The organism is Pseudomonas sp. CCOS 191 (genome assembly GCF_001007005.1).
Classification (GTDB): domain Bacteria; phylum Pseudomonadota; class Gammaproteobacteria; order Pseudomonadales; family Pseudomonadaceae; genus Aquipseudomonas; species Aquipseudomonas soli.
The window spans coordinates 1,366,358-1,391,198 of sequence record NZ_LN847264.1 but is presented as its reverse complement, the minus strand read 5'-3'; the positions used below and the strand labels follow the sequence as shown (position 1 = coordinate 1,391,198).

Annotated in this window: 23 protein-coding genes; 11 read left to right on the top strand and 12 right to left on the bottom strand. The window is 64.5% G+C overall.

Going from position 1 to position 24,841, the window contains the following annotated elements; translation table 11 throughout:
• Positions 1–6 precede the first annotated feature (6 nt).
• From CCOS191_RS06325 to CCOS191_RS06305, 6 genes are all read right to left on the bottom strand, one after another.
• Complete coding sequence (locus CCOS191_RS06325) at positions 7–213, bottom strand: DUF1656 domain-containing protein (protein WP_046854496.1); 207 nt, start codon at positions 211–213, stop codon at positions 7–9.
• A complete protein-coding gene (locus CCOS191_RS06320) occupies positions 200–2,188 on the bottom strand; it encodes an FUSC family protein (protein ID WP_046854495.1) in 1,989 nt (662 codons plus the stop codon). Before CCOS191_RS06320 ends, CCOS191_RS06325 begins: the two co-directional genes overlap by 14 nt.
• Positions 2,189–2,366: 178 nt before the next feature.
• Positions 2,367–2,483: a cytochrome c oxidase subunit CcoM gene (ccoM, locus tag CCOS191_RS28570; protein ID WP_023629476.1), complete on the bottom strand. Its 117-nt coding sequence runs from the start codon at positions 2,481–2,483 to the stop codon at positions 2,367–2,369.
• 135 nt (positions 2,484–2,618) lie between these two features.
• Positions 2,619–2,780, bottom strand: coding sequence for a hypothetical protein (locus CCOS191_RS28105; protein WP_172670873.1), 162 nt, complete (start codon positions 2,778–2,780; stop codon positions 2,619–2,621).
• A gap of 59 nt (positions 2,781–2,839) precedes the next feature.
• Positions 2,840–3,166, bottom strand: coding sequence for a hypothetical protein (locus tag CCOS191_RS06310; RefSeq protein WP_046854494.1), 327 nt, complete (start codon positions 3,164–3,166; stop codon positions 2,840–2,842).
• 112 nt (positions 3,167–3,278) lie between these two features.
• Entirely contained in the window at positions 3,279–3,971 is a 693-nt protein-coding gene (locus tag CCOS191_RS06305) for a M949_RS01915 family surface polysaccharide biosynthesis protein (protein ID WP_046854493.1), read from the bottom strand.
• Between the two features lie 124 nt (positions 3,972–4,095).
• Here CCOS191_RS06305 and rapA point away from each other — a divergent pair, with 124 nt between their 5' ends.
• Both rapA and CCOS191_RS06295 read left to right on the top strand, forming a co-directional pair.
• On the top strand, positions 4,096–6,942 hold the full coding sequence (gene rapA, locus CCOS191_RS06300; RefSeq protein ID WP_046854492.1) for an RNA polymerase-associated protein RapA: 2,847 nt from the start codon (positions 4,096–4,098) through the stop codon (positions 6,940–6,942).
• Positions 6,943–7,199: 257 nt separating this feature from the next.
• The gene (locus CCOS191_RS06295) at positions 7,200–9,464 is read left to right on the top strand and encodes a putative bifunctional diguanylate cyclase/phosphodiesterase (protein WP_046854491.1); all 2,265 of its coding nucleotides are present in this window, start codon (positions 7,200–7,202) and stop codon (positions 9,462–9,464) included.
• On the opposite strand, the gene CCOS191_RS06290 is transcribed toward CCOS191_RS06295, so the two are convergent.
• Complete coding sequence (locus tag CCOS191_RS06290) at positions 9,364–10,251, bottom strand: NAD(P)-dependent oxidoreductase (protein WP_046854490.1); 888 nt, start codon at positions 10,249–10,251, stop codon at positions 9,364–9,366. The genes CCOS191_RS06295 and CCOS191_RS06290 overlap by 101 nt on opposite strands.
• A 295-nt stretch (positions 10,252–10,546) precedes the next feature.
• Here CCOS191_RS06290 and CCOS191_RS06285 point away from each other — a divergent pair, with 295 nt between their 5' ends.
• A complete protein-coding gene (locus CCOS191_RS06285) occupies positions 10,547–12,628 on the top strand; it encodes a hypothetical protein (protein ID WP_371918144.1) in 2,082 nt (693 codons plus the stop codon).
• 160 nt (positions 12,629–12,788) lie between these two features.
• On the opposite strand, the gene CCOS191_RS06280 is transcribed toward CCOS191_RS06285, so the two are convergent.
• Positions 12,789–13,094 (bottom strand): DUF2288 domain-containing protein, encoded by a 306-nt coding sequence (locus tag CCOS191_RS06280; RefSeq protein WP_046854488.1) that lies wholly within the window; start codon positions 13,092–13,094, stop codon positions 12,789–12,791.
• A gap of 359 nt (positions 13,095–13,453) precedes the next feature.
• Between CCOS191_RS06280 and CCOS191_RS06275 the strand changes: the two genes are divergently transcribed.
• From CCOS191_RS06275 to CCOS191_RS06245, 7 genes are all read left to right on the top strand, one after another.
• Complete coding sequence (locus CCOS191_RS06275) at positions 13,454–14,569, top strand: branched-chain amino acid ABC transporter substrate-binding protein (protein WP_038706647.1); 1,116 nt, start codon at positions 13,454–13,456, stop codon at positions 14,567–14,569.
• 237 nt (positions 14,570–14,806) lie between these two features.
• The gene (livH, locus tag CCOS191_RS06270; protein ID WP_046854487.1) at positions 14,807–15,730 is read left to right on the top strand and encodes a high-affinity branched-chain amino acid ABC transporter permease LivH; all 924 of its coding nucleotides are present in this window, start codon (positions 14,807–14,809) and stop codon (positions 15,728–15,730) included.
• Positions 15,727–16,983 carry a high-affinity branched-chain amino acid ABC transporter permease LivM gene (locus CCOS191_RS06265; protein WP_046854486.1) on the top strand — a complete coding sequence of 419 codons (1,257 nt, stop codon included), beginning with the start codon at positions 15,727–15,729 and terminating at the stop codon, positions 16,981–16,983. Before livH ends, CCOS191_RS06265 begins: the two co-directional genes overlap by 4 nt.
• Entirely contained in the window at positions 16,980–17,747 is a 768-nt protein-coding gene (livG, locus tag CCOS191_RS06260) for a high-affinity branched-chain amino acid ABC transporter ATP-binding protein LivG (protein ID WP_046854485.1), read from the top strand. The genes CCOS191_RS06265 and livG overlap by 4 nt, the downstream gene beginning before the upstream one ends.
• Complete coding sequence (locus tag CCOS191_RS06255; RefSeq protein ID WP_023631160.1) at positions 17,748–18,449, top strand: ABC transporter ATP-binding protein; 702 nt, start codon at positions 17,748–17,750, stop codon at positions 18,447–18,449.
• Between the two features lie 121 nt (positions 18,450–18,570).
• A complete protein-coding gene (locus CCOS191_RS06250; protein ID WP_046854484.1) occupies positions 18,571–19,248 on the top strand; it encodes a COG3650 family protein in 678 nt (225 codons plus the stop codon).
• Between the two features lie 103 nt (positions 19,249–19,351).
• Positions 19,352–20,965: an NAD(P)/FAD-dependent oxidoreductase gene (locus tag CCOS191_RS06245; RefSeq protein WP_046854483.1), complete on the top strand. Its 1,614-nt coding sequence runs from the start codon at positions 19,352–19,354 to the stop codon at positions 20,963–20,965.
• A 75-nt stretch (positions 20,966–21,040) separates the two neighbouring features.
• Here the strand turns inward: CCOS191_RS06245 and CCOS191_RS06240 are convergent, their stop codons facing one another.
• Positions 21,041–21,505 (bottom strand): glycine zipper 2TM domain-containing protein, encoded by a 465-nt coding sequence (locus CCOS191_RS06240; protein ID WP_023632818.1) that lies wholly within the window; start codon positions 21,503–21,505, stop codon positions 21,041–21,043.
• A 147-nt stretch (positions 21,506–21,652) separates the two neighbouring features.
• On the opposite strand from CCOS191_RS06240, the gene CCOS191_RS06235 reads away from it, so the two are divergent.
• Positions 21,653–21,883 carry a hypothetical protein gene (locus CCOS191_RS06235; protein ID WP_046854482.1) on the top strand — a complete coding sequence of 77 codons (231 nt, stop codon included), beginning with the start codon at positions 21,653–21,655 and terminating at the stop codon, positions 21,881–21,883.
• Positions 21,884–21,913: 30 nt separating this feature from the next.
• Here the strand turns inward: CCOS191_RS06235 and pdxH are convergent, their stop codons facing one another.
• From pdxH to CCOS191_RS06220, 3 genes are all read right to left on the bottom strand, one after another.
• Positions 21,914–22,561: a pyridoxamine 5'-phosphate oxidase gene (gene pdxH, locus CCOS191_RS06230; protein WP_046854481.1), complete on the bottom strand. Its 648-nt coding sequence runs from the start codon at positions 22,559–22,561 to the stop codon at positions 21,914–21,916.
• Positions 22,562–22,579: 18 nt separating this feature from the next.
• Positions 22,580–23,557, bottom strand: coding sequence for an OmpA family protein (locus CCOS191_RS06225; protein WP_046854480.1), 978 nt, complete (start codon positions 23,555–23,557; stop codon positions 22,580–22,582).
• 99 nt (positions 23,558–23,656) lie between these two features.
• Positions 23,657–24,802, bottom strand: a complete 1,146-nt coding sequence (locus tag CCOS191_RS06220; protein WP_046854479.1) for a serine hydrolase domain-containing protein — start codon at positions 24,800–24,802, stop codon at positions 23,657–23,659.
• Positions 24,803–24,841: the final 39 nt, after the last annotated feature.

The window sequence follows — 24,841 nt, the reverse complement described above, 5'->3', positions numbered from 1 at the left end:
TACTCCTTACAAAGGGCCTGACAGGCGCACCACCCCATACAGCACACAGACGAACAGCGCCGCGTCGAACAACGCCTCGTGCCAGATCCAGCGCCCCAGGGGGGTGGCCTGCACGACGAAGCGCAACAGCCCGGTGAGCACCAGCGCCAGCAACACATAGATCAGAAACGGGCTGAGCAGCACGCCGCCCAGTGCCCACTCACGCAACCCCATGGGCTTCCTCCTGCCAGCGGCACCACTTGCCCCAGCTCTTGCGCAATTGCAGCACCGCGCCGATGGCCAGGCGCAGCGGGTCACTGGGCGGCTGGCGGCGCAGGGCCTCGATGAACTCTTCACTGGCGGCGTCCAGGCGCTGGCCACGCCCCGGCGCCGGGCCGCTGGCGAGTACCGCCTGCAACTGCTGCAGGTACTGGCGCTCGGCATTGCCCAGCGGTGCCTTGGCCACGGCCAGGCACATGCGCAGGTGCACCAGTTCGTCACCGATATCCAGGCCGTGCAGGCCATCGTCCCAGCGCTTGCGCTCGGCTTCGGGCAGCTCGCTGGCATGCCGCGCCAGCTGCATCAGGCGGTCGGCCATGCGCCCACCGAACCAGCTGTCGGCGCCGCGCAGGTCGCGCCGGGTCAGGCGCACCAGGTCGCCTTGCGTGGCCGCGCGCAGGCGCCGGCCAAGCCATGCCGGGTGACGCAGCACCAGCAAGCGGAACGCCATTACCGCGGTGCCCACGCCCAGCAGCATGGCCTGGGCGCTGTTGAGCATGGTCGCCACATCGAAATGCATGGCATTGAGCGGCGCCACCAAAACGATGAAGTGCAGGCAATAGGAAGTGGCGGTCGCCCCGGTACGCGGGTGGGCCATGCCCAGGGCGCCGAAGAACAGCGGCACGCCCATGCCCAGGCAGAGCATGGCGAAGCTGCTCCATTGCGGCAGCAGGATCTGCCCCACCAGGAACGCCACCGGGATGGCCAGGAGGATACCGCGCAGGAAACTCAGGCCGATCTGCGCGCCATTCTCGCGGCTGGCGAACAGGCTGCAGACCACACAGGTGAGCACCAGGCCGCCTGGCGCCGATGGCCAGGCCGTGGCCAGCCAGAAACTGCTCATGGCCAGGAAGGCCAGGGCGCTGCGCGAACCGAACAGCAGGGCAAGGGACAGGTCGCGATGGGTTGCCAGGCTCTGTGTCGCCTGCCTTGGCGCCCGCCCCTGCTCGACGTCATCGAGGGCCTGGGCGCAAGCCATCGTGTAGTCCAACAGCAAGCTCAGGCGCGCCAGGCAGTAATGCTCGGCGGGGCTGATCCGCTCGTCGTGGGCGGCGTCCCAGACACGCTGGCGCAACAGCAGCAAGCTGGGCTGGTCGGGGCTGGCCAGGTGAGCGCGCACCTCGTCCAGCCATGGCGCCAGATGCCTGGCTTCGCCCTCTTCAAGCTGGCGCCACTGTCTGCGCACCGAGCGTGAGATACGCAAAAGCACCATCAGTGACTGGCTCAGGCCGCTGATTGCCCGGGCGCGTTGGCGGCCGCGGCTGCCTTCGAACCAGGCATGTTCGCGCTGGGCATCGATGGCGACGATGCGCCCGAGGCTGTCGAGCAGGCCGCTGCGTGCCTCGTCTTCGCCCCCAAGCATGGCGCTGGCCGCCTGCAGGCCGTTGTGCCAGGCCTGGCGAGCCTGGCCAGCCAGTTGCTGCTCCACGCGCATGGGCCAGAGCAGCGCGCTGGTGAGGGTGGCACAGACGATGCCCAGGCAGATCTCGGTGCAGCGCGCCACCGCCTGGTCGAATACCTGCAGCGGGTGGTCAATCGCCGGCAGGGCGATGATCGCCACGGTGTAGCCGGCCAGCACGAACGCGTAGGCCCAGGCGCTACGCAGTTGGGTCGAGGCAGCGGTACACAGGGCCAGCCACAAGGCCAGGGTCAGCAGGAACAGCCACGGGGTCTGGGCGAACAGGCCGATGAACACCACCGACATGCAGGTGCCGACCAGGGTGCCGGCCAACCGCGCCAGGCCCTTCTGCACCACCATCCCCGAGAGCGGCTGGGCGACGATGAAGGCGGTCATCAGCGCCCACGCCGGTTGCTCCAGGCCCCAGCGCATCGCCAGCCACAACGCCAGGCCGCCACCGAGCAAGGTCTTGATGGCGAACTTGAGGGCGAGGCTGCTGGGGGCAAACAGGGCCTGGAAGGTGATCGGCACGAAACGGACCTTGGGCGCGCAGGGGGTAATAGGAAGAAAGATAGACAACGGAAGGGAGGATAAAGCGCAAACGATTAATTAGCTAGCTAATCATCTAGATGATCAGATTTTCGCAGGCAAAAAAAATGGGCGACCGAAGTCGCCCTAAATGCCTTGCGTGCTCGTGTATCGGGAAGGATCAGCGCTGGTTGCGCTTTTTCGAGTCCTTCCAGATGAAAATGCCCAGACCGGCGAAGAAGGCCAACATCAACCCGACTGTTACCACCCCGGCGATAACCACGTTGTCGAAGAACATGTCGGCTCCTCCCTTGATGTGCCGTCATCCGATGGGTGCAAGGTAACCAATGCGAGGAGGAGGAAAATTGACCGGAGTCAATGGCGCCCGGAGCCGGGCGCGGAAGGCGGGTGCAGGGTTGACCTGCATCAAGTTTCAGCGCTTCTTCGGTTTGCCCTTGGGCTTTTTCTTCTTGGCCTGGGTCAGCGGCATGGCCTGCTCGAAGGCCTGGCGCATGTCGTCCAGGCGCTTGTCATTGAGGTCGTGAATGCGTTTGGCGCGTTCGGCGCCGAAATCGATCAGGTTGTCTTGGCTCATGGTGGGCTCGACGGACAGCAGAGGCCTCAATAATGAAGGCTTGCCAGGGCGCTGACTAGTCAGACTTCGATATCCACCAGCAACCCCTGGCGCGTGCGCTCGCCCATCGGCGCCACCGGCACGGTGTTGTCGGCATTGAGCTCCTCACCCGGGACGGCCTCGTACCGATCACCTTCAGCCTGCTTGCGCCTTTTTTGCTGGCGGCGTTGCTCGTCACGCAGCAGCAAGGCCTGCTCTTCGGGATCACGATGATTCTTCAGGTCGATAGTGCCATCGCTGGAGGTCGGCTGTGTGGGCACCACCGGCGCAATGGTCGGCGGTGGCTTGACCGGGTCGTGTTGCGAGGTCACGGGGGCGGCACTGAGCGGGATGATCGGCGGCAGCATGGGAGGTCTCCTGTAGCCTTGTTGTCGGCTGGTGGCGCGCCGCCTTGAATGACTGCGGTCGAAGGTGTGCGGCGTGTCACAACGCCGCATTGCGCTGGAGTATAGCGCGGGCCTACTCGGCGTCTTCGTCCGGATCGTCGGGTGAAGGGCTCGACTCGCTCCATGGCCGCTTGTAGACCCGCTGCCAGACCGCATCCATATGTTCGCGCACACCTGGCGGTGCGTTCTTCAACGAGGCGCTGTCTTCGCGCTCGCCGCCGAACGGGTCTTCACCGGGCGGGCTGATCAGCGACTGGCCGGTGATGGTGTAGATCGCCTGGCCTTCACGCATCTCGATAGCGATGTCGTGGGGGTCGATACCGCCACCGCAGAAGGCATGGCTGGCCACTGTCACTTCGGCGACACCGTCCTTGTTCAGGTCGCCGACATCACTGACATCGGTATAGAAGTCGACGTCGAGGTCGAGGCCGGCGCAGGTGGTCTCCTGCTCGATCTGCCAGCGCGGCTTGAAGACATCGGCACTGGCGGCGCGGCCATACAGGGTGGCCTTGAGCACCACCTTGTCGACTTCCTCCTCGGTATCGGGGTCGGTGGCCTGGCCATCGACCCGGCTCAGCACCAGCAGGCCCTCGCCCTCGCGGTCATGGAAATGCACGCTCTTGATCGGCGTCTGCACGCCGAGCACTTCCAGTTGCTCGACCGGGATCGGCGGCAGGATCTCGAAGCTTTTCTGTTCGCAGGCGGCCAGCAGCGCCAGGCTGCCCAGGCCCAAGGTGACGTTCAACCAGCGGTGCTTGGCAAACATGTTGGCGCATGGCCCTCGTGACGGGTGTTCGTCGATGAACACGCTAGACTCACTGAGATTCTTTGGTCTGGCGCAGCCGATCCGGTAACATGGCCAGCTTTTTCATCGCGGGAGTTTTGGCAGTATGGCGCAGCAGTATCAACCGGGGCAACGCTGGATCAGCGACAGCGAGGCCGAGCTCGGTCTTGGGACCATCCTGGCGCAGGATGGCCGCCTGTTGACCGTGCTCTACCCGGCCACGGGCGACACCCGCCAGTACTCGCTACGCAATGCGCCGCTGACCCGCGTGCGTTTCTCGCCAGGCGACCTGATCACCCATTTCGAAGGTTGGAAGCTGACCGTGCAGGAGGTCGAGGACATCGACGGCCTGATGGTCTACCACGGCATCGACCCGCAGAACCAGCCGCGCACGCTGCCCGAGACGCAGCTGTCCAACTTCATCCAGTTCCGCCTGGCCAGCGACCGCCTGTTCGCCGGGCAGATCGACCCGCTGTCGTGGTTCTCGCTGCGCTACAACACCCTGCAGCACACCAGCAAACAGATGCTCTCCACGCTGTGGGGCCTGGGTGGCGTGCGTGCCCAGCCTATTGCCCACCAGTTGCACATCGCCCGTGAAGTGGCCGACCGCATCGCCCCCCGCGTACTGCTGGCCGACGAAGTGGGCCTGGGCAAGACCATCGAGGCCGGCCTGGTCATCCACCGCCAGCTGCTGTCCGGTCGCGCCAGTCGCGTGCTGATCCTGGTACCGGAAAACCTCCAGCACCAGTGGCTGGTGGAAATGCGCCGGCGCTTCAACCTGCAGGTTGCGCTGTTCGACGCCGAGCGCTTCATCGAAAGCGATGCCAGCAACCCGTTCGAGGATGCCCAGCTGGCGCTGGTCGCGCTGGAGTGGCTGGTCGAGGACGAAAAGGCCCAGGACGCGCTGTTCGCCGCCGGCTGGGACCTGATGGTGGTCGACGAGGCCCACCACCTGGTCTGGCACGAAGAGCAGGCCAGCCCCGAATACTCGCTGGTCGAGCAGTTGGCCCAGGTGATTCCCGGCGTGCTGCTGCTCACCGCCACGCCTGAACAGCTCGGCCAGGACAGCCACTTCGCCCGCCTGCGCCTGCTCGACCCCAACCGCTTCCACGACCTGGCCGCCTTCCGCGCCGAAAGCGAGCACTATCGCCCGGTGGCCGAAGCCGTACAGGAGCTGCTCGACGAAGGCCGTCTGTCGCCGAAAGCCCACGCCACCATCCAGGGCTTCCTCGGCGCCGAAGGCGAAGCACTGCTGGCCGCGGTCAGCGATGGCGACAGCCAGGCCAGCGCGCGCCTGATCCGCGAACTGCTCGACCGTCACGGTACCGGCCGCGTGCTGTTCCGCAACACCCGTGCGGCGATCCAGGGCTTCCCCGAGCGCCAACTGCACCCCTACCCGCTGGCCAACCCCGAGGCCTATGCCGACCTGCCTTCGGGCGAGCGCGCCGAGCTGTACCCGGAAGTGGCCTTCCAGGCCCAGGGCGAAGCCGGCGACGACGAGCGCTGGTGGCGTTTCGACCCTCGGGTCGACTGGCTGATCGACACCCTGAAGATGCTCAAGCGCACCAAGGTCCTGGTGATCTGCGCCCACGCCGAGACCGCCATGGACCTGGAAGACGCCCTGCGCGTGCGCTCCGGCATCCCGGCCTCGGTGTTCCATGAAGGCATGAGCATCCTCGAGCGTGACCGCGCCGCCGCCTACTTCGCCGACGAAGAGTTCGGCGCCCAGGTGCTGGTGTGTTCCGAGATCGGCAGCGAAGGCCGCAACTTCCAGTTCGCCCATCACCTGGTGATGTTCGACCTGCCGGCCCACCCGGACCTGCTCGAGCAACGCATCGGCCGCCTTGACCGGATCGGCCAGAAGCACACGATCCAACTGCACATCCCGTACCTGCAGGACAGCCCGCAAGAGCGCCTGTTCCAGTGGTACCACGAAGGCCTCAACGCCTTCCTCAACACCTGCCCGACCGGCAACGCCCTGCAACACCAGTTCGGCCCGCGCCTGCTGCAACAGCTGGCCGGTGGCGACGACAAAGGCTGGACCCAGCTGGTCGGCGAGGCCCGTGCCGAACGCGAGCGCCTGGAGGCCGAGCTGCACACCGGTCGCGACCGCCTGCTGGAACTCAACTCCGGTGGCGCCGGCGAAGGCCAGGCGCTGGTCGAGGCAATCCTCGAGCAGGACGACCAGTTCGCCCTGCCGATCTACATGGAAACCCTGTTCGACGCCTTCGGTATCGACAGCGAGGACCACTCGGAAAACGCCCTGATCCTCAAGCCGAGCGAGAAGATGCTCGACGCCAGCTTCCCGCTGGGTGACGACGAAGGCGTGACCATCACCTACGACCGTGGCCAGGCGCTGTCGCGCGAGGACATGCAGTTCCTCACCTGGGAGCACCCGATGGTCCAGGGTGGCATGGACCTGGTGCTGTCCGGCTCGATGGGCAACACCGCCGTGGCGCTGATCAAGAACAAGGCGCTCAAGCCCGGCACCGTGCTGCTCGAGCTGCTCTATGTCAGCGAAGTGGTGGCACCGCGCAGCCTGCAGCTGGGGCGCTACCTGCCGCCGGCCGCGCTGCGCTGCCTGCTCGACACCAACGGCAACGACCTGGGCCCGCGGGTGGCCTTCGAAACCCTCAACGACCAGCTCGAAAGCGTGCCCAAGGCCAGCGCCAACAAGTTCATCCAGGCCCAGCGCGACGTGCTGGCCAAGCGCATCGCCGCGGGCGAGGCCAAGGTCCTGCCAACCCACGACGAGCGCGTGGCCCAGGCTCGGCATCGCCTCACCGCCGAAGCCGACGAGGAGCTGGCGCGCCTGACTGCGTTGAAGGCCGTCAACCCGAGCGTGCGCGACAGCGAGATTGACGCCCTGCGCAAGCAGCGTGAAGAGGGCCTGGCGGCGCTGGAAAAAGCGGCACTGCGCCTCGAGGCGATCCGGGTGCTCGTCGCCGGTTGATCGCCATGGCGGTCATCGCGGGGCAAGCCCGCTCCCACAATTCCGGCTCGGGATTGCAGGGAGCGGGCTTGCCCCGCGCTCGTTGCGGCCGACAAACAATCCATTTAGACCATCTGGCTATTGCCTACATATCCAAATGGTAGAAATCAAATTGCCATTAATCAGGAAGGCTTAGGTACCCGTTCCTATACTCCAGCAGGAACAGTCTCCATCCGTGCTTTTTGGGGACGAGTGAAGACTCGACGAAGAGGCCTGCAATGGAGTGGCTGGGACTGCAATTGTTCGCCGAGCTGCCGGCGACCGGACAGATCATCCTCGACTGCCGACACAACCCCTTCCTGGTGCTGCTTGCCTTCATCGTGGCGAGCGCCGCCTGTTTCGCCACCCTGGACATGAGCGAACGCCAGAGCCAGTGCGAAGACCGCTTCGCCCGCCGGCAATGGCGCGTGCTCGGTGCGTGCTGCCTGGCCGGGGGCATCTGGGCCATGCATTTCATCAGCATGCTGGCCTTCCAGGCGCCCCTGGAAATCCACTTCGACGCCCCGCTGACCGGCCTGTCGCTGCTGGTGGCTCTGCTGGCCGCCTGGCTGGCGATGAACAGCCTCAACCGCAGCCAGATGCGCCTGCGCCACTATCTGCAGACCGCGCTGTTCATCGGCCTGGGCATCAGTGTCATGCACTACACCGGCATGGCCGCCATGCAGACCAGCGCCCTGCAGTACTACCAGACCGGCCTGCTGCTCGCCTCTGTCGGCATCGCCGTGCTCACCAGCCTGGTGGCGCTGCTGATGGCGCGCTATTTCAACAAGGGCAGCGGCACCTTGCACCTGCTGCTCAAGTACGGTGCCAGCCTGTTGATGGCCGCAGGTATCGTCCTGACCCATTTCACCGGCATGGCGGCGATGACCCTGGTGATCCCCAGCGAGACCGCGCTGCGCCTGCCTTCGGCCGACAACAGCCTGCAACTGGCGCTGACCATTGCCGTCATCACCCTGCTGATCAGCGCTGGCAGCATCAGCGCGGCGTTGGCCGACAAGAAGCTGCAGAGCAAGGAGCACGACCTGCGCCGGGTCAACGTACTGCTCAGCCAGCTCGACCAGGCCCGCGCCTCGCTGCAGCAGGCCGCCCACTACGACGCCCTGACCAACCTGGTCAACCGCCGCGGCTTCAACCAGGTCTTCGCCGAGCGCCTGGCCGAGCAGGCCGCCCATGACGGCATGCTGGCGGTGATGTTCCTCGACATCGACCACTTCAAGCGGATCAACGACAGCCTCGGGCATGCCGCCGGCGACGAACTGCTCAAGGTGATCGCCGACCACATCAAGGCCGCTACCCGTGGCCAGGACCTGGTGGCCCGCTTCGGTGGCGACGAGTTCTGCATCGTCACCAGCCTCAACAGCCGTGACGAGGCGCGCCACCTGGCCCAGCGCATCATGCAGCGCATGAAGGAGCCGATCGACCTGGCGGGCCGGCGCATGGTGATGACCACCAGCATCGGCATCAGCATCTTCCCCGACGACGGCCAGAGCACCGAAGAACTGTTGAAGAACGCCGACCTGGCGCTGTACCAGTCCAAAGGCTGCGGGCGCAACAGCCTGAACTTCTTCAACAACGGCCTGAAGACCCGCGCCACCCTCGAGCTGCAACTGGAAGAAGAACTGCGCGTGGCGTTGTTCGAAGAGCGTGGCCTGTGCGTGCACTACCAGCCGATCTTCGACCTGCGCAGCGGCCAGGTGGCCAAGCTCGAGGCGCTGGTGCGCTGGCAACACCCACAGCATGGCCTGCTCAGCCCCGACCGTTTCATCTGTATTGCCGAAGCCAACGGCCTGATCGCCGAACTGGACCTGTGGGTACTGCGCCGGGCCTGTGAGGACCTGGCCCAGCTCAATCGTCATGGCTATGGCGATCTCAAGGTCACGGTGAACTGCTCGGCCCTCACCCTGGGCCGCGAGGAGCTGGCCACCGAGGTGGAAATGGCCTTGTTCCAGGCCGGCCTGGCGCCGCGCCAGCTGGAGCTGGAGGTCACCGAAAATGCCCTGATGGGCGACATCCACCACACCATCACCCTGCTCAAGCGCATCCGTGCCCAAGGCGTGGCGCTGTCGATCGATGATTTCGGCACTGGCTATTCATCGTTGGCCTACCTCAAGCGCCTGCCGCTGGACGTGCTGAAGATCGACCGCTCGTTCATCCAGGACGTGCCCGGCAGCCAGAAAGACCGCGAGATCGTCCAGGCGATCATCATCATGGCCCATACCCTGCACCTGAAAGTGGTCACCGAAGGCGTCGAGACTGTCGAGCAGCACGAATTCCTCGCCAGCCACGGCTGCGACTATCTGCAGGGCTATCTGCTCAGCCGGCCAGTGCCGCTGGCCGAGTTGCGGCCGATCCTCGAACGGCTCGACCGCCAGCCCGGCGAGCTCAGTCCTTGCTGCGATACAGCGTTACCAGGGTCGCCGGATCTTTTTGCAGATAACCCTGGCTACCGTGCAGGCGCATCAGTTGCGCGGCGAGGCCACTGAGCGGCGTCGCCGAACCCTGCTCGCGGGAGAATTTCACCGCGCTGTCGAGGTCCTTGAGCAAGGTGCGCACGTGCCACTTGACCGGCTCGAAGCGGCTTTCGGCCATTTGCGGGGCGAGGATCTGCAAGGGCTTCGAGTCGGCAAACCCGCCGGCCAGGGCCTCGGCGATCAGCCGCGCATCGACCCCTGACTGCTCGGCCAGCGCCACCACCTCGGCGATCACCAGGGCGTTGCAGGCCACGATCATCTGGTTGCACGCCTTGGTTACCTGGCCGGCCCCCACCGCGCCCATGTGCGTCACCCGCTGGCCCAGGGTCAACAGCACCGGCCGCGCCCGCTGCAGGTCGCTCGCCTCGCCGCCGACCATGATCGCCAGGGTGCCGGCCTCGGCCCCCGGCGTGCCGCCGGACACCGGCGCGTCGAGCCAGGCCATGCCGCACAGGGCCGCCAGCTCCGCCGCCATCTCGCGGGTGGCGGTCGGCTCGAGGCTGGAGAAGTCCACCAGCAGCTGACCGCTGCGCCCGCCACGGGCGATGCCCTGCTCACCGAACACCACTTCGCGCACCACCGCCGTGTCGGCCAGGCACAGCAGCACCATGTCCGCCGCCTGGCACAGCTCGGCAGGGCTGCCGGCCAGCTGGGCGCCGGCGGCAACCAGCTCGGCGCATTTGTCCGGGCTGCGGTTCCACACGGTCAGCGGATACCCCGCGGCCAGCAGCCGACGGCACATCGGCAGGCCCATCAGGCCGATCCCGGCAAACCCCAACGAAGGCAATGCAGTACTCATGAGCAACTCCAGATTAAAGAAGCGTGACAAACGGACGATGCAATGCGGGTACGAAGGGAAAAACCTTAGTCCGCCTAAGGAAACCCCCTATCGCACAAGAAAAAGACGCACTGATAAAGTCGCGAAATTTCTCCGTGATGGCTAGATGACATGCATCACCGGGAAGCCAACCACACCAGGCAAATGGCGCACTATGACCTCTACGAACACTTCTGCCAATGCGGCTCCCGAGCCGTCCCTCAGCACCACTTCGCTGACCGCCGGCAGTGCTCGAGACTTCCCCGCGACCCGCAGCATGCCGGCGCAACAGTACCTGTACTTCACCGAGCAGGACATCCAGCGCATCCTCGACAACCTCGACGGCCTGCGCGACCTGGTCTTCCCGCCCAACCTGCATGTCGAGGACGAGGACCAGCTGCGCCTGGAGCAGCAGTTCCCGTCGGTGTGCCTGATCGGCCTGGGTCGTTGCGGCTCGAACATCGCCCTGGATGTGGCAGAACTGGTGTACAACGCCCGCACATTCTTCCTCAACGAGTACAACAACGAGGACCGCTTCAAGGGCGAGGCCGGCTACAGCCCGGCGCGCTGGATCCGCCAGAACCTGCGCCTGGTACAGAACAAGGCGGCCAAGCCGGTGTTCCTGGTCGAGCCGCTGGTGATGCTTGGCGACCTGGACAAGGACATTGCCGGGCGCATCCGCTTCTCGCGCAAGGGCGAGCGCGGCGGCTTCCTGCGCGACTACAGCAAGATGAAGATCATGGACCTGTCCGAGGTGCATGCCGGCGGCGCCGGCAACGCGCCGATCCTCGGCCAGTACCTGGCCAAGATCATTCTCAACAAGGACACCCAGCGCTTCTCCAGCGCCGACTGGAAGCTGATCCACTCGTACCTGATCGATTCCTGCGGCATCAAGGCCAACCAGTCGCGCCTGTACTTCTACATCTTCAGCGCCGGCGGCGGCACCGGCTCGGGCATGGCCTCGGAATTCGGCCTGGCCCAGCAGTACTCGTACATGAACAAGACCTTCGATACCAAGCCGGCCGACGAGAATGACGGCAAGAGCGGGCATTCGTTCGTGTTCGAGCCGATCTTCACCAGCGGTATCTGCGTGCTGCCCAATGCCTCCGATCACCGCAGCGAAATGTCCGAGGCGCTGCACATCAACGCCGGGCGCCTGCTGTGCAAATACCTGTCGGAGGAATGGGACTTCTCGTACAACTTCGACAATGAAGACAGCAGCGAAGCCAGCGTCATGGGCCGCATCCGCCCGTGGAACGCGATGATGCTGATCTCCAACGACATCATGCGCTACGCCGAGGAGAGCGACGACGGCACGATCCAGAACATCGACGTCAACGCCATGGAGAAGCACGCCAACCAGTACATCTCCCAGCAGATCTTCAACATCCTCACGGCGCAGGCGGTGACCACCGACTACGACCAGAACTACTTCCGCCGCGCCGGCATCGACATCGGCGAGACCATCCGCCTGGACGCCAACGACCTGTTCATGAGCCTGGCCGGCCCCGTGGCCATCGCCTACGCCGAGTCGGTGGTGCCGGAAGTACCGCCGGCAGGGTCGGACAAGTTCAAGGTGTTCGAGCGTGAGCAGCCGCGCCTGGACATCGACGACCTGTTCTTCCGCTCCATCGACCTGCCGCACTTCAACAAGCAGACCCAGGCCATCGAAGGCATCAGCCTGCTGCCGATCGAGTCGCGCCGCTACCGCGCCGCGCTGGAGCAATACCAGGCCTCAGGCTACGACGCCGCGGCACTGCACGACCTGCATTTCTTCAAGAACTGTTCGTCGGTGGTGTCGATCGTGTCTCTGCCCAAGGACTACAAGCTGTCGTACATGGACCTGAACCGGCTCAAGACCCACCTCAACAGCCTGTTCCCCAACACCACGCTCAAGCGCTATGCGCTGGTGATCGGCGCCTCGGCCAACCTGTCGCTGACCACCCTGATCGCCAAGAGCCCGTGCCTGTCGGACGACTTCCTCACGCTGATCGTGGCGTTCATCAAGCGTTGCTTCGCGCGCAACCCGTACCGCTTCGACGACACCATGGACAATGCGATCCTCGAGTTCATCACCAGCGAGCACTTCGATGAAGACAGCATCGACGACCTGCTCAACGAATTCGAGAACCCGGCGAAGATCCTCGACACCAACTGGTACGCGATCAAGCCGATGTACGAGAAGAAGTACCGCGAACTGATCAACGACAAGAGCCGCTTCGTCTCGATCAACGACATCCGCCTGTCGCGCGAGTGCGTGAAGAAGGCGGTGAAGTACCTGCGCGAGATCTTCCGCCACCGCATCGGCAAGACCCGGGTGATTTCGCTGAACAGCCATACCGGGCGCGTGGACTACTGATCCAGTTGGGGCCGCAAAGCGGCCCCATTTACGCATCCCGTAAACTGTTACCGCCCCGCCGAATCACCCCGCCACTGTTACCAACTTCCACCTTACGTGAGCGTCAATGCGCACCATTGCGGAGCGTTTGCGCGTTTTCACGCACTAAAAAAGCCCGCGCTTATTCCGCTTTCTTCGCCTGGATCACGATGAACGGCGAAACCACCACCGCCCAGATCTCTGGATCGCGGGTTTGCAGGTCGAGTGCCTGCTCGGCGGAGACCGGCCCGACAGTGCCATCATTGCGCCACTTGGCGAAGATCTCGCCGCGATTCTCGGCCATCGCCTCGGCAACGGCGATCAGGTCGAGGCTGGGGTCGACCCAAATCAGGTCACCCTTGGCCCAGAAACGCTCCAGGGCTTTCCACTCGATGACGGCGGTCTCGCCGAGCAGTTTGGCATAGAGGGTGCTTACTTGATCAGTCATGGGTTTACCTGCGCAAAGATCGGCCAACAAAAAGGCCGGCATTTTTGCAGAAAAACCCGGTTTCAAATACGTAATTTGGTCGATCAGGCCCGAACTTGTGGGGGCGGGTCGGGAATACAGGCAAAGTGATGGCGCTTTTCTGTATCTTTATGTCGATCAAGCGACACCCCTTGAGACAGACGCTTTTCGCCCGCTTTTCAAGCGCTCGGACAGCGCTCTACACTGTACCGGTACAGTTCCGGGACATGTTCCGGGGGAAGGTGGGCTTACGGCATTGGCGTAGCCAGGCCGCGAATCCCGCCCGGTCTGTAGCCCTGGCCTCAGGACTATAAGAATTACAACAGAATGAGTGGAGCACTATGATCAAGATTTCCAAGCTGTTTGCCGCGATGGTTCTGGCCGGAGTCGCCAGCCATTCGTTTGCCGCCGACACCATCAAGATCGGCATCGCCGGTCCCAAGACCGGGCCGGTGACCCAGTACGGCGACATGCAGTTCGTTGGCGCCAAACAGGCCATCAAGGACATCAACGCCAAGGGCGGCGTCGATGGCAAGATGCTCGAAGCCAAGGAATACGACGACGCGTGCGACCCTAAACAGGCCGTGGCCGTCGCCAACAAAGTGGTCAACGATGGCGTCAAGTACGTGATCGGCCACCTGTGCTCCAGCTCCACCCAGCCTGCGTCCGACATCTACGAAGACGAAGGCGTGATCATGATCACCCCAGCCGCCACCTCCCCGGAAATCACCGCCCGCGGCTACAAGCTGATCTTCCGCACCATCGGCCTGGACAGCGCCCAGGGCCCGGCCGCCGGCAACTACATCGCCGACCACGTCAAGCCGAAGGTCGTTGCGGTGCTGCACGACAAGCAGCAGTACGGCGAAGGCATCGCCACCGCGGTCAAGACCACCCTGGAAGGCAAAGGCACCAAGGTCGCCGTCTTCGAAGGCCTGAACGCCGGTGACAAGGACTTCTCCTCGATCATCCAGAAGCTCAAGCAGAACAACGTCGACTTCGTCTACTACGGCGGCTACCACCCGGAGCTGGGCCTGATCCTGCGCCAGGCACAAGAGAAAGGCCTGAAAGCCAAGTTCATGGGCCCGGAAGGCGTGGGTAACGACTCCATCTCGCAGATCGCCCAAGGCGCCTCCGAAGGCCTGCTGGTGACCCTGCCCAAGTCGTTCGACGCAGCACCTGAGAACAAGGCCATCGTCGACGCCATCAAGGCCGACGGCAAGGACCCGAGCGGTCCGTTCGTGTTCCCGGCCTACTCGGCTGTCGAACTGATCGCCCAGGGCATCAAGGCTGCCGGCTCCGAAGACACCGACAAGGTGGCCGCCGCCATTCACAAAGGCACCTTCAAGACCCCGACCGGCGACCTGTCGTATGACGACAAGGGCGACCTGAAAGACTTCAAGTTCGTGGTCTACGAATGGCACTTCGGTAAGCCGAAGACCGAAGTCTCCCCTCAGTAACTGCGTGACTAATAGCTGACCGAGAAGCCCACTGTGCGAGCAGTGGGCTTTGTTTTACGAGGTTCATGAACCTGATTCCCGTGATCCGGGAGCCGGTTCACCTGAAAATCTTAAAACCGTCACCCGCGGTTTCCTGGCCGTGCCCGCAAAAAGATCACGTGGCGAAGACCACGAGAACAAGGGGCCGGGGTCATCCCCCGCCAGAGAAATGCAAATCAGGTTTTTAGGAGCGCTGTAATGCCTGAGATCTACCATTTCCTACAACAACTGGTTAACGGATTGACCATCGGCAGTACCTACGCGCTGATCGCCATCGGTTACACGATGGTGTACGGCATCATCGGCATGATCAACTTCGCCCACGGCGAGGTGTACATGATCGGTTCCTACGTGGCCTTCATCGCCCTCGCCGGGCTGGCCATGATGGGCATCCACTCGTTGCCGATCCTGATGACCGTGGCCTTCGTCGCCACGATCTGCGTCACCAGTGCCTACGGCTACAGCATCGAACGGGTCGCCTACCGGCCGCTGCGCAACAGCAACCGGCTGATCCCGCTGATCTCCGCCATCGGCATGTCGATCTTCCTGCAGAACACCGTCCTGCTGTCACAGGACTCGAAAGACAAGTCCATCCCCAACCTGATCCCCGGCAGCTTCTCGTTCGGCCCGGGGGGCGCTGAGGAGGTGCTGGTCTCGTACATGCAGATCCTGGTGTTCGTGGTGACCCTCGTCGCCATGACCTGCCTGACCCTGTTCATCTCCCGTTCCCGCCTGGGGCGCGCCTGCCGCGCCTGCGCCGAGGACATCAAGATGGCCAACCTGCTGGGCATCAACACCAACAACATCATCGCCCTGACCTTCGTCATCGGTGCCGCGCTGGCGGCGGTGGCGGCCGTGCTGCTGAGCATGCAGTACGGAGTGATCAACCCCAACGCCGGTTTCCTGGTGGGCCTGAAGGCCTTCACCGCGGCGGTACTGGGCGGCATCGGCAGCATCCCGGGCGCCATGCTCGGCGGGCTGGTGCTGGGCGTGGCCGAAGCGTTCGGCGCCGACATCTTCGGCGACCAGTACAAGGACGTGGTGGCATTCGGTCTTTTGGTTCTTGTCCTGCTGTTCCGGCCGACCGGCATCCTGGGCCGCCCGGAGGTTGAAAAAGTATGAACAGAAATCTCAAACAGGCGTTCTTCAGCGCCTTGCTGGTCTGGGCCGTGGCCTTCCCGGTGCTGGGCCTGAAACTCAGCATCGATGGCATCAGCCTGGTGGTGCATAGCCAGGGCTCGTTCACCATCGGCATCATCGCCGCGTGCTCGGTGCTGATGTTCCTGCGGGTCTTGTTCGACAAGCAGTGGAGCGCGGTGATGGGCCGCCGCTCGGACCGCAAGCTGGTACCGCCTTCGGTGAGCAACTTCCTGACCCTGCCGAAAACCCAGCGCTGGGTGATCATGGGCCTGATCGTCGCCGCCCTGATCTGGCCGTTCTTCGGCTCCCGCGGCGCAGTCGACATCGCCACGCTGATCCTGATCTACGTGTTGCTGGGCCTGGGCCTGAACATCGTGGTGGGCCTGGCGGGCCTGCTCGACCTGGGTTACGTAGGTTTCTACGCCGTCGGCGCCTACAGCTACGCAATGCTCTCGCACTACCTGGGCTGGAGCTTCTGGGTGTGCCTGCCGATCGCCGGCCTGATGGCCGCGACCTTCGGCTTCCTGCTCGGCTTCCCGGTGCTGCGCCTGCGCGGTGACTACCTGGCGATCGTGACCCTGGGCTTCGGCGAGATCATCCGCCTGTTCCTGCGTAACCTCACCGACTGGACCGGCGGCCCCAACGGCATCAGCAACATCCCCAAGCCGGAGTTCTTCGGCCTGACCTTCGAGCGCCGCGCCGCCGAGGGGATGCAGACCTTCCACGAGTTCTTCGGGCTGGAATACAACTCGATCAACAAGGTCATCTTCCTCTACCTGGTCGCCCTTCTGCTGGCCCTGCTGGCGCTGTTCGTGATCAACCGCCTGCTGCGCATGCCGATCGGCCGTGCCTGGGAAGCGCTGCGTGAAGACGAGATCGCCTGCCGCGCGCTGGGCCTGAACCCTACCGTGATCAAGCTCTCGGCGTTCACCCTGGGTGCCTGCTTCGCCGGTTTCGCCGGCAGCTTCTTCGCCGCCCGCCAGGGCCTGGTGACACCGGAGTCGTTCACCTTCATCGAGTCGGCGATCATCCTCGCCATCGTCGTGTTGGGGGGCATGGGTTCGCAGTTGGGCGTGATTCTCGCGGCCATCGTGATGATCCTGCTGCCGGAGATGATGCGTGAGTTCAGCGAATACCGGATGCTGATGTTCGGTGCGCTGATGGTGTTGATGATGATCTGGCGTCCGCAGGGCCTGCTGCCCATGCAACGTCCGCACATGGAGCTGCCTCGATGAGCCGCGAAATTCTGCAAGTCAGCGGCCTGAGCATGCGCTTTGGCGGCTTGTTGGCGGTCAACGGCGTGGCCCTGACCGTCAAGGAAAAACAGGTGGTGGCACTGATCGGCCCGAACGGCGCCGGCAAGACCACCGTGTTCAACTGCCTGACCGGCTTCTACAAGCCCAGCGGCGGCACCATCCTGCTCGACGGCCAGCCGATCCAGGGCCTGGCCGGCCATCAGATCGCCCGCAAGGGCGTGGTGCGAACCTTCCAGAACGTACGCCTGTTCAAGGAAATGACCGCGCTGGAAAACCTGCTGATCGCCCAGCACCGCCACCTCAACACCAACTTCTTCGCCGGCCTGTTCAAGACCCCGAGCTTCCGCCGCAGCGAGAGGGAGGCCATGGAGCGCGCCCAGTACTGGCTGGAGAAGGTCAACCTGACCGAGTTCGCCAACCGTACCGCCGGCACCCTGGCCTACGGCCAGCAACGGCGCCTGGAAATCGCCCGCTGCATGATGACCCAACCGCGGATCATCATGCTCGACGAACCGGCCGCCGGCCTGAACCCCAAGGAGACCGAGGACCTCAAGGCCCTCATCGCCTACCTGCGCGAATCGCACAACGTGACCGTGCTGCTGATCGAGCACGACATGAAGCTGGTGATGAGCATTTCCGACCACATCGTGGTGATCAACCAGGGCACGCCCCTGGCCGACGGCACGCCGGAAGAGATTCGCGGCAACCCTGATGTGATCAAGGCCTACCTGGGGGAGGCGTAAATGCTGAAGTTCGAGAACGTTTCCACCTTCTACGGCAAGATCCAGGCGCTGCACAGCGTCAACGTCGAGATCAACCAGGGCGAGATCGTCACCCTGATCGGCGCCAACGGCGCCGGCAAGTCGACCTTGCTGATGACCCTGTGCGGCTCGCCCCAGGCGAGCAGCGGCAGCATCAAGTACCTGGGCGAGGAACTGGTCGGCCAGCCGTCGTCGCACATCATGCGCAAGAGCATCGCGGTAGTGCCGGAAGGCCGCCGCGTGTTCGCCCGCCTGACCGTCGAGGAAAACCTGGCCATGGGCGGCTTCTTCACCAACAAGGGCGACTACCAGGAGCAGTTGGACAAGGTCCTGCAACTGTTCCCGCGCTTGAAGGAGCGTTACATCCAGCGTGGCGGCACCATGTCCGGTGGCGAGCAGCAGATGCTGGCCATCGGCCGGGCACTGATGAGCAAGCCCAAGCTGCTGTTGCTCGACGAACCATCGCTGGGCCTGGCGCCGATCATCATCCAGCAGATCTTCGACATCATCGAACAGCTGCGCCGCGATGGCGTGACCGTGTTCCTGGTGGAGCAGAACGCCAACCAGGCGCTGAAGATCGCCGACCGCGCCTATGTGCTGGAGAACGGCAAGGTGGTGATGCAGGGTACCGGTGAAGCGTTGCTGACCGACCCGAAGGTACGCGACGCGTACCTCGGGGGTTGAATGATCAAAGGGCCTTCGGGCCCTTTTTTCTTGCGCCGCGATGAGGCCGTGCCTCTTGTAGAGGCCCGGCAGGCTCGGTAACGTGACCGGCACTTTTTGCCCGAACACCGGAGCCCGCCTGATGCGCCTCACCCCTTCCCTGCTGCTCACCGCCCTGCTGCCGCTGTTCGCAGGCTGCCAGATGCTGGCCGAAAAACCGGTCGACCCAAACCTGGGCACTACCCGCCTGCAAGGCGAACTGAGCGCGGCCGGCGGCCATTTGCTGTTCAAACCCTGCAACGAAAGCCGCCGCTTCATCGTCAACGACGCTGCCGGCACCGGCATCCTGCAAGAGGCCGCCACCCTGGCCGACGACGCCGGTGACAAGCTGTTTGCCGATGTCCGCGCGCGCATGGCCGGCAGCAAGCAGGCAGGCAGCGACGGCCAGCTCGACGTGACCCGCCTGTACCGCCTCGACACCTCCGAATACCGTGGCTGCGAAGACCCCAACTTCAAGCAGTTGACCCTGCGCGCCGGCGGCCACGAGCCGGACTGGGACATCAAGGCCAGCGGCAAGGGCATGGTGCTCAACCGCATCGGCCAGGAGCCGTTGCCATTGCCTTACCTGGAAGAAGCGCTGCCCGGCGGCGGCCTGAGCCTGTCCAGCGAGGCCAACGGCCAGCGTGTCGAACTGTGGGTCGCGCCACAGCGCTGCGTCGACGGCGCCACCGGCGCCATCCGCCACCTCAAGGCCGAGCTGCGCATCGACGGCAAGACCCTGCAGGGCTGCGCCTACTACGGCGGCGCCCGCGACCTCTGATCACCGGGTGCTTTTATCCTGCCAGTCGGGGCGGCTAACAGCTTATACTTGGCGGTTTGTGTAAAGCCGCCGGCCGCCCATGGCCGGGATACTGGACCCTGCCATGCTACGAATCACCGAACTGAAGCTGCCCCTGGACCACTCCGACGACGAGCTGCGCGCCGCCATCGTCCAGCGCCTGGGCATCAGCGATGAGCAACTGCTCGGCTTCACCCTGTTCAAGCGCAGCTACGATGCGCGCAAGAAGAACAGCGAGCTGCTGTTCATCTACACCATCGACCTTGAAACCAGCAACGAAGACGAGCTGCTGCGCCGCTTCGAAGGCGACGCCAAGATCGGCGTGGCCCCGGACGTCAGCTACAAGTTCGTCGGCCAGGCCCCGGCCGAGCTGCCTGCGCGCCCGATCGTGGTCGGCTTCGGTCCCTGCGGCATCTTCGCCGGGCTGCTGCTGGCACAGATGGGTTTCAAGCCGATCGTGCTTGAGCGCGGTAAAGAGGTGCGCCAGCGTACCAAGGACACCTGGGGCCTGTGGCGCAAGAGCGTGCTCAACCCCGAATCCAACGTACAGTTCGGCGAAGGCGGCGCCGGCACCTTCTCCGACGGCAAGCTGTACAGCCAGATCAAGGACCCGAACCACCACGGGCGCAAGGTGCTGGAAGAGTTCGTCAAGGCCGGTGCGCCCGACGAGATCCTCTACATCAACAAGCCGCACATCGGTACCTTCCGCCTGACCAGCATGGTCGAGAAGATGCGCGAGGAAATCATCACCCTGGGCGGTGAGGTGCGCTTCGAGCAGAAGGTCACCGACCTGCTGGTGGACGGCGAGCAGCTCACCGGCGTGGTACTGCAGAGCGGTGAACAGCTGCACTCGCGCCATGTGGTGCTGGCCCTGGGGCACAGCGCCCGCGACACCTTCCGCATGCTCCACGCCAAGGGTGTGTTCATGGAGGCCAAGCCGTTCTCGGTCGGCTTCCGTATCGAGCACCCGCAGTCGCTGATCGACAAGGCGCGCCTGGGCAAGTACGCCGGCCACCCGAAACTCGGCGCCGCCGACTACAAGCTGGTGCACCACGCCAAGAACGGTCGTTCGGTCTACAGCTTCTGCATGTGCCCGGGCGGCACCGTGGTCGCCGCCACCAGCGAGCCTGGCCGCGTGGTCACCAATGGCATGAGCCAGTACTCGCGCAATGAGCGCAACGCCAACTCCGGCATCGTCGTCGGTATCGACCCCGAGCGCGACTACCCGGGTGGCCCGCTGGCCGGTATCGAGCTGCAGGAGCGCCTGGAAGCCCATGCCTACGTGATGGGCGGCAGCAACTACCAGGCACCGGCGCAGTTGGTCGGTGACTTCGTCGCCGGGCGCCCGTCCACCGCGCTGGGCAGCGTCGAGCCGTCGTACAAACCGGGCGTGACCCTGGGCGACCTGGCACCGAGCCTGCCGGACTTCGCCATCGAGGCGATCCGTGAAGCGCTGCCGGCCTTCGACCGCCAGATCAAGGGCTACAACCTGCACGACGCGGTGCTGACCGGCATCGAAACCCGCACCTCGTCGCCACTGCGCATCACCCGTGACGCCAGCTTCCAGAGCCTCAACCTCAAGGGTCTGTTCCCGGCAGGTGAAGGCGCAGGCTACGCCGGTGGCATCCTGTCTGCCGGTGTCGACGGGATTCGCATCGCCGAAGCGGTGGCACGGGATATCCTCGGGCTGAACGACTAACCCGATCGTCTTTCACAGACAAAAAGAAACCCCGACACGGCCAAGCCGGTCGGGGTTTTCTTTTCAAACGTGCTGTCAGTGCGTGACGCGGCTGGTACCGTCGACAGTCATGATGCGAACTCGCTCACCCACACGGAAGATCTCGTTCTGCTGCACTTGCTGCACGTAGGCGCGCATGCTGCCGTCGTCTTCCCGCACGGTGATTTCGACACCCTGGGTGCGGGTCAGGCCTTCTTCGGCGGCGGAACCCGCAAGGCCACCGGCCACGGCACCGATCACCGCCGCGACGATGCTGCCACGGCCACCACCGACGGCACTGCCGGCGACACCACCGACAATGGCGCCAGCGCCGCCACCGATTGGCGTCTTGGTGCCTTCGATCTTCACCGGACGCAGGGATTCGATGGTGCCCATGCGCACGGTCTGCACGCGGCGGGCCTCATCACGGGAGTAGCTGTCGCCGGTCAGCGACGATTGGCAGCCGCCCAGCAGCAGCGACACGGTGGTGAAGCTGGCCAGCAGCAAAGCGGATTTACGCATGGGGACAATCTCCATAAGACAGGTGTCCATTAGACTCCGCGCCTTGACAAGTGTCACGGCGCAAACGTTATAAAATTGTTTTCATTCAGCTCAGGTACAGCCGTTGCTGGCTGATTTGCGGGCCTACAGGTGAGACCAAGGATAGCCATGGATTACTTCATCGTCGTCGTCGTGACGGTCGCCGGGCTGTATTTTCACGGGTGGCTGTATGTGCGCATGCGCCGCTGGATGGACCGGGACCTGGCGCTGTCGCTGGCCGGGGAGGATCCGGCGAAGCAGGACTTCATGCTCAAGTTGCTGGAGCGGGCGCGGGTGGAGAAGGTGCGGCGCAAGGAGTTGGCGACGTGGCTGGAGCGGGAAGCGGCGGGGTATCGTTGATGATGGGGCCGCGTTGCGGCCCCATCCTTGTCAGGGCGCCAGGCGCTCGCGCGCCCACTGGCCATCGACCAGGCGGTAGTTCAGGCGGTCATGCAAGCGGCTCGCCCGCCCCTGCCAGAACTCGATGCGCTCGGGCAGCAAGCGGTAACCGCCCCAATGCTCCGGGCAATGCGGCTGGCTGTCGGAAAAGCGCGCCTCGGTGGCCTTGACCAGGCCTTCCAGCTCCTCGCGATCGGCAATCACCCGGCTCTGCGGCGACGCCCAGGCCCCCAACCGGCTGCCCAGCGGGCGCACCTGGTAATAGTCGTCCGACTCCTTGGCCGTGACCTTCTCCACCCGCCCCTCGATCCGCACCTGGCGCTCCAGCGCCGGCCAGAAGAAGGTCATCGCCGCATAAGGGTTGGCCGCAATGTGCTGGCCCTTGGCACTTTCATAGTTGGTGAAAAAGGTAAAACCGCGTGCGTCCAGCGCCTTGAGCAGCAACACCCGGCAATGCGGACGCCCCTCGGCATCAACGGTGGCCAAGGTCATGGCGTTGGCTTCCACCGGTAGCTGCTCGGTCTTCACCGCATCGGCGAACCAGTGGTGGAACAGCGCGAACGGCTCCCCGGGAGCCTGGGCTTCGGCCAGGCCATCACGGGTGTAGTCGCGGCGCATTTCGGCCAGGGATTGGGTCATGCTGCGTTTCCTTGACGATCAGTTGGTCTTCGCAGGGCTGTTGGCGGCGACTTTCTTGTCGGTGGCGGCCTTCTTCGCGGCTGGCTTGGCCGCAGCGGCTTTCTTCTTGGCGGTGGTGCTGGCCTTGGCCGGCGCCTTGGCTTTGGCGGCAGGTTTCTTCGCAGCCGGCTTGGCGGCGGCCTTGGCGACAGGCTTGACGGCCGGGGCCTTGGCGTCCTGGGTGGCAACCATCGCCGCCGGAGCCGGCGCCGGGGCGGCCTGCTGGTACTTGGCGAGCAATGCGACCATGGTGTTCTGCGGGGTCAGCAGCAGCTCGACACGGCGGTTCAAGGCACGGCCTTCGGCGCTGTCGTTGGCGGCACGCGGCATCACCGCGCCCATGCCCTTGAGCATCAGGCGGTCGCGCTGCAGGCCGCTGAGACGGAAGATCGCCGACACCGAAGCGGCGCGCTCGAGGCTGAGCTTCTGGTTGGCGGTCGTGGCGCCGCTGGTATCGGCGTGGCCGAGGATCAGCACAGCGGTCTTGATATCGGTCTCGATGACCTTGGCGACCTGGGTGATCGGGCCAAGGGTCGCGGGCAGCAGCATGTTCGGGCGATCAGGGTTGTAGGAGCTGTCGACCGGGATGGTCACCGCCAGCAAATCCTCGCGGCGCTCCAGCTCGAACTTGCTGCCCTTGATCGCTTCGCGGACCTTCGGCTCGTACTGGTCGAGCCAGGCCTGCGTGGCCTTGTGGTCGATCTTCGGCACCGCCGCGACCGTGTCCTTCTTCTCATCGCTGCCAAACGGCCACCACCAGCGGCTGCCGCTTTCGGACTTGGCGTCGGCCTTGGCCACGTTCTCGACGACGGCCTCCTTCACTTCCTTGTCAGCGACCTTGTCCGAACCAAATGGCCACCAGTTCAGGCCACCGTCCTTTGCGGCGTCCGGGGAGTGGCTGGCGCAACCGGTCATGGCCAGGCACAGGGCGAGTGCTAAGGTTTTATGTGAAGACATCAGCGATACACCATGAAATAGAAAGAAATTTTGCACATACGCTTCAGGCGTTGGCATTGAGGATAGTCAAAGGGAACTGGCAATACCCGCGTTACCCGATCAAAGGCAACTGCCAAGCACCCGCACCAGTTTCTGCGCGCGGGGATCCATCAGCACGTAGGGGCCGAGGGTATTGGTGACGAAGCCGAAGGCCACGTCATGTTCGGGGTCGGCGAAACCGACCGAGCCACCGGCGCCGGGGTGACCGAAGGCACGTGCGCCAAGGCCGAAGGTGGCGTTGGCCACCTCCGGCTGGTCGAGCATGCAACCCAGGCCGAAACGGGTCTGGGTGAGCAGGGTGCGGTCCTGGCCGAGGCTGTGCTCGCGGGTCAGCTCGCCGAGCAGTTCGGATTCGAGCAGGCTGCCGTCGAGCAGGCCGGCATAGAAGCCCGCCAGGCTGCGGGCATTGCCATGGCCATTGGCCGCCGGCTGCTGCATGCGCCGCCATTCGGGCTTGTTGGTGCTGGTGAGGATCGCCGGCGGGTTGGTGAAGGCCCGGGTGGACAAGGCCTCGGGCTCGCGCATCGTCACCTGCAGCAGGCGCTGGGCGGCGGCATCGCCAGGGTTGCCCTTGCCGCGGGCGATGTGCGCCACGCGGTGGAATTCTTCATCCGCCAAGCCGACGTGGAAGTCCAGGCCCAGCGGCTTGGCGGTGCGGGCGACGATGGAGTCGCCCGGACCACGGCCATCGGCACGGCGGATCAATTCGCCAATCAGCCAGCCGTAGGTGATCGCCGCGTACCCGTGCTCACTGCCGGGCGTCCACCAGGGCGTTTCAGCGGCGAGGGCATCGACCATGGCCTGCCAGTCATACAGGGCTTCGGCCGGCAGCAGCTCACGGATGGCCGGCAGGCCGGCGCGGTGGCTGAGCAGTTGGCGCAGGGTGACCTGGTCCTTGCCGGCCTGGGCGAACTCCGGCCAGTAGCGCGCCACCGGCGCGTCGAGGGCGAGCTTGCCCTCGCCCACCAGTTGCAGGGCGGTGACGGCGGTAAAGGTCTTGGTGCAGGAGAACAGGTTGGCGATGGTGTCGCTGTGCCAGGCCTCGCGGCCATCCTTGTCGGCACTGCCGGCCCACAGGTCGACCACGGTTTCTCCGCCGACCTGGATGCACAACGCGGCACCACGTTCCTGGGGATCCTCGAACAACGCGGCGAAAGCATCGCGCACCGCCTCGAACTTCAGCTCATAGTGACCCTGGATCTGCACCCGACTACCTCTCTTTACTGCCTGGCTTGCAAAGGGGTG

Excerpts from the sequence above, each read along its gene's own strand:
- CCOS191_RS06325 (WP_046854496.1), bottom strand. The coding sequence starts at position 213 with ATGGGGTTGCGTGAGTGGGCACTGGGCGGCGTGCTGCTCAGCCCGTTT.
- ccoM (WP_023629476.1), bottom strand. The coding sequence starts at position 2,483 with ATGTTCTTCGACAACGTGGTTATCGCCGGGGTGGTAACAGTCGGGTTG.
- CCOS191_RS28105 (WP_172670873.1), bottom strand. The coding sequence starts at position 2,780 with ATGAGCCAAGACAACCTGATCGATTTCGGCGCCGAACGCGCCAAACGC.
- CCOS191_RS06310 (WP_046854494.1), bottom strand. The coding sequence starts at position 3,166 with ATGCTGCCGCCGATCATCCCGCTCAGTGCCGCCCCCGTGACCTCGCAA.
- CCOS191_RS06305 (WP_046854493.1), bottom strand. The coding sequence starts at position 3,971 with ATGTTTGCCAAGCACCGCTGGTTGAACGTCACCTTGGGCCTGGGCAGC.
- rapA (WP_046854492.1), top strand. The coding sequence starts at position 4,096 with ATGGCGCAGCAGTATCAACCGGGGCAACGCTGGATCAGCGACAGCGAG.
- CCOS191_RS06295 (WP_046854491.1), top strand. The coding sequence starts at position 7,200 with ATGGAGTGGCTGGGACTGCAATTGTTCGCCGAGCTGCCGGCGACCGGA.
- CCOS191_RS06290 (WP_046854490.1), bottom strand. The coding sequence starts at position 10,251 with ATGAGTACTGCATTGCCTTCGTTGGGGTTTGCCGGGATCGGCCTGATG.
- CCOS191_RS06285 (WP_371918144.1), top strand. The coding sequence starts at position 10,547 with ATGCCGGCGCAACAGTACCTGTACTTCACCGAGCAGGACATCCAGCGC.
- CCOS191_RS06280 (WP_046854488.1), bottom strand. The coding sequence starts at position 13,094 with ATGACTGATCAAGTAAGCACCCTCTATGCCAAACTGCTCGGCGAGACC.
- CCOS191_RS06275 (WP_038706647.1), top strand. The coding sequence starts at position 13,454 with ATGATCAAGATTTCCAAGCTGTTTGCCGCGATGGTTCTGGCCGGAGTC.
- livH (WP_046854487.1), top strand. The coding sequence starts at position 14,807 with ATGCCTGAGATCTACCATTTCCTACAACAACTGGTTAACGGATTGACC.
- CCOS191_RS06265 (WP_046854486.1), top strand. The coding sequence starts at position 15,727 with ATGAACAGAAATCTCAAACAGGCGTTCTTCAGCGCCTTGCTGGTCTGG.
- livG (WP_046854485.1), top strand. The coding sequence starts at position 16,980 with ATGAGCCGCGAAATTCTGCAAGTCAGCGGCCTGAGCATGCGCTTTGGC.
- CCOS191_RS06255 (WP_023631160.1), top strand. The coding sequence starts at position 17,748 with ATGCTGAAGTTCGAGAACGTTTCCACCTTCTACGGCAAGATCCAGGCG.
- CCOS191_RS06250 (WP_046854484.1), top strand. The coding sequence starts at position 18,571 with ATGCGCCTCACCCCTTCCCTGCTGCTCACCGCCCTGCTGCCGCTGTTC.
- CCOS191_RS06245 (WP_046854483.1), top strand. The coding sequence starts at position 19,352 with ATGCTACGAATCACCGAACTGAAGCTGCCCCTGGACCACTCCGACGAC.
- CCOS191_RS06240 (WP_023632818.1), bottom strand. The coding sequence starts at position 21,505 with ATGCGTAAATCCGCTTTGCTGCTGGCCAGCTTCACCACCGTGTCGCTG.
- CCOS191_RS06235 (WP_046854482.1), top strand. The coding sequence starts at position 21,653 with ATGGATTACTTCATCGTCGTCGTCGTGACGGTCGCCGGGCTGTATTTT.
- pdxH (WP_046854481.1), bottom strand. The coding sequence starts at position 22,561 with ATGACCCAATCCCTGGCCGAAATGCGCCGCGACTACACCCGTGATGGC.
- CCOS191_RS06225 (WP_046854480.1), bottom strand. The coding sequence starts at position 23,557 with ATGTCTTCACATAAAACCTTAGCACTCGCCCTGTGCCTGGCCATGACC.